Below are 2,834 nucleotides of genomic sequence, written 5' to 3' on the forward strand. Positions count from 1 at the left end.
CGCGCCCTCGGCGGCGACCCCGGACTGCTGGTCGCCGACGAGATCACCAGTTCGCTCGACGTGTCCGTGCAGGGAGCGGTGCTCAACCTGGTCCGCGGGCTGCGCGACGAGCTGGGGCTGACGATGCTGTTCATCTCGCACAACCTGGCCGTGGTCAGGTACGTCGCCGACGTGGTCGCCGTCATGCACCGCGGCCGCCTGGTCGAGGTCGGGCCCACCGAACAGGTCGTCGGCGAGCCCGCGCACGAATACACCCGCAGCCTGCTGGCCGCGGTGCCCAGGCTCAGAGGGTGATCCACTCCGTGGCCGTGGTCACCTCGTCGAGCACGGCCGGGATCGGCTCGACGCCCAGCCCAGGACCTGTCGGCACCTCCAGATGCCCGTCCGTCAGCTCGAACGGCTCGGTGACGTCGGTGGCGTAGTAGCGCCGCGAGCCGGAGGTGTCGCCCGGCAGCGTGAACCCCGGCAGGGCGGCCAGCGCCACGTTGGCCGCCCGGCCCAGGCCCGTCTCCAGCATGCCGCCGCACCACACCGCGACGCCGTTGGCCCAGCACAGGTCGTGGATGCGCCGCGCCTCCAGGTAACCGCCGATCCGGCCCGGCTTGATGTTGATGATCGAGCACGAGCCGAGCGCGATGGCCGCGGCGGCGTGCTCGGCCGACTCGATCGACTCGTCCAGGCAGACCGGCGTCCGCAACCGCTCGGCCAGCTTGGCGTGCTGGACCAGATCGTCGTTGGCCAGCGGCTGCTCGATCAGCAGCAGGTCGAACGGGTCGAGCCGGGCCAGGTGACGGGCGTCGGTGAGGGAGTAGGCGGCGTTCGCGTCGACCTGGAGCAGCACGTCGTCGCCGAAGCGCTCGCGCACCGCCCGCACCGGCTCGACGTCCCAGCCGGGCTCGATCTTCAGCTTGATCCGGACGTAGCCCTCGTCGAGGAAGCCCGCCACGGCGTCGAGGAGCTGCGGGACGGAGTCCATGATGCCGACCGACACCCCGCACGGCACGCGCGTCCTGGCCGCGCCGAGGAAGCGGCCGAACGACTGGCCCGCCGCCCGCAGCTGCGCGTCCAGCACCGCCGTCTCCACCGCCGCCTTGGCCATGCGGTGCCCCTTGACCGGTTCGAGGGCGCGGCCGACGTCCTGCGCGTCGAGGGTCCGCGGCAGCCTCGGCAGCAGGAAACGGCGGATCACCTCGGCGGCGCCGTCGACGTACTCGGAGGAGTAGAGCGGCCCGGACATCGCCACGCACTCGCCCCAGCCCTCCGCGTCGGGCGTCACCACCCGCACCAGCAGGATGTCACGGGAGGTCTCGGTGCCGAACGAGGTGCGGAACGGCGCCACCAGCGGCATCGCGATCCGCCGCAGCTCTACTCCGGTGATCTTCACTTGCTCTCCCACTTCACTGTCTCTCCAACACGTAGTACGACTTCCCGCAGAACCCCGTGACCTTGCGGCCCTGCGCCATCAGGCCCCCCAGCACCTCGCGCACGGCGTGCCGCCACGCCTTGCCGATGCCCGGGTCGGCCCGGCGCAACCCCTCGATGTCGGCCGGCACCGCGACCAGCACGGCCGCGGCGTCGTGGGATCCCTGCACCGGGCGCCCGCCCTCGTCGGCCAGCGCCACCACCGCGTCGCGGGGGACCGGCGCCACGTACGGCTCCCGCCGCGCCAGCGCCTCCACGTGCGGCGCGCTCAGCGGCCAGGACGCCAGCAGCCGGTCCGACTCGTCGCCCTGGTTGATCGCGTCCTCCATGACGCCGTAGAAGGCCGGCAGGTACTCCACCGGCCTGGCGCCCAGTTTGGCCAGGTTGAAGTGCGCGTTGCGGCGCACCAGGGGGTCGTAGGTCCAGGTGATGCGCTCCAGGCCGCGCTCCAGGGCCCAGCGCCGCTGGTGCTGCTTGAGCTCGAACCCGATGCCGTGCCCTGCCGTCGCCCCCGTGACGTGGGAGTGCAGCGCGCCCCCCGCCGCCAGGAACCCCACGGAGGCGCCCACCATGCGCCCGTCCTCGAACGCCCCGGCCACGTAGCCGCCGGCGTGCGCCAGCGCCCGCATCAGCTCCAGCGTGATGGGCGGGTCGCCGGAGCCGAAGTGCCAGATGCCGTCGAACAGCGCGTGCACGCCTTCGAGCTCCGGTATCTCGTGGAGCTCCCTGACCTCGATCAACGGCCGACCCTTTCTCACGGACATCTCATTGGCGACGCTATGCCATCGCCGTTCGCCGGTGTTCGTGCGGATTCACCAAGACGACCCCGCCCTTTCGTGGCCCCGCCCTATCAGAGGGCGGACGGCGGTTGTGCGGTTCTAGGCCGCCCGGGTGGAAGAGGAGCTCATGACCGTGCTCGGCGGGGTTGACGCCGCGCTCGAATCGCCACCACGGCGGCGCTCCAGCCGAGCACCAGCCCGAGCCGCCCGTGCACGGTGCCGAGCACGGCGTGCAGCTCCAGCCCGATCAGCCCGAACGCCACCCGCGTCACCAGCGTGTCCACGACCTGCCAGAACGTCGTCGCGGTGAGCCTGCCCACCACGTCGTCGGCGTCGGCCATGCGCTCGGCCAGGTAGAACGAGACGGTCAGCACGGCCAGCACCCCCGACCCGTGCAGCCGGTCCGCCAGCGCGTACGCCGCGAACGGCACCGGCAGCGACAGCCCGACCTGCAGCGTGGCGTCGCCCAGCAGCGTCATCAGCCGCCCGCCGAGCCACCCCAGCGCCAGCCCCACCAGCACGGCCACCCCGGCCGACAGCACGAACTCGGTCAGCGCCCCCGGCCACGAGAAGGTGCCGGTCACGGCCGCCGCGATGGCCCCGTGGTAGAGCACGATCGCGGCGACGTCGTTG

At 72.4% G+C, this 2,834-nt stretch carries 4 protein-coding genes; 1 reads left to right on the top strand and 3 read right to left on the bottom strand.

Annotated elements, in window-relative coordinates:
* Window positions 1-294: ABC transporter ATP-binding protein (locus ABFX54_RS44380; protein ID WP_346113021.1), on the top strand; the 294-nt coding region annotated here is incomplete at its 5' end.
* On the opposite strand, the gene menC is transcribed toward ABFX54_RS44380, so the two are convergent.
* From menC to ABFX54_RS44395, 3 genes are all read right to left on the bottom strand, one after another.
* Window positions 284-1,384: an o-succinylbenzoate synthase gene (gene menC / locus ABFX54_RS44385; RefSeq protein WP_346113022.1), complete on the bottom strand. Its 1,101-nt coding sequence runs from the start codon at window positions 1,382-1,384 to the stop codon at window positions 284-286. The two genes, ABFX54_RS44380 and menC, sit on opposite strands and share 11 nt — an antisense overlap.
* 13 nt (window positions 1,385-1,397) lie before the next feature.
* Window positions 1,398-2,186, bottom strand: a complete 789-nt coding sequence (locus tag ABFX54_RS44390; protein WP_428834635.1) for a GNAT family N-acetyltransferase — start codon at window positions 2,184-2,186, stop codon at window positions 1,398-1,400.
* A gap of 140 nt (window positions 2,187-2,326) precedes the next feature.
* Window positions 2,327-2,834: cation:proton antiporter domain-containing protein (locus tag ABFX54_RS44395; protein WP_346113024.1), on the bottom strand; the 508-nt coding region annotated here is incomplete at its 5' end.

Source organism: Nonomuraea maheshkhaliensis (assembly GCF_039529435.1).
In the GTDB taxonomy this organism is placed as follows: Bacteria; Actinomycetota; Actinomycetes; order Streptosporangiales; family Streptosporangiaceae; genus Nonomuraea; species Nonomuraea maheshkhaliensis.